The organism is Chloroflexaceae bacterium, from assembly GCA_025057155.1.
Classification (GTDB): Bacteria; Chloroflexota; Chloroflexia; order Chloroflexales; family Chloroflexaceae; genus JACAEO01.
Window position 1 is genome coordinate 1 of the sequence record JANWYD010000148.1, and the last position, 274, is coordinate 274.

The 274-nt window shown below is 53.3% G+C and carries 1 protein-coding gene; it reads left to right on the forward strand.

The genetic code is table 11. The features are described from left to right. On the forward strand, positions 1 to 274 hold a 274-nt coding region (locus NZU74_20735; protein ID MCS6883751.1), incomplete at both ends, for a family 1 glycosylhydrolase.

A 274-nucleotide genomic window follows, 5' to 3' on the forward strand; every position in this document is an offset into this window, starting at 1 on the left:
ATTATCGGCCAGCCGATCGATTTTCTTGGCATCAATACCTACACTCGTCTGTTTCATGCCTTCCACTGGCAAGAGCCGTTTCTGATGGCCAAGCAGGTGCCGGGGCTGCTGCCTAAGACCGCAATGGGATGGGAGATCTATCCCGATTGTATTGTCGAGGCATTGCAGAAGGCATGTGAATATACTTCCATTCCGCTCTATATTACCGAAAACGGCGCAGCATTCGATGACCCGCCACCCGGCCCTGCCGATCAGGTGGTTGAAGATCCTGACC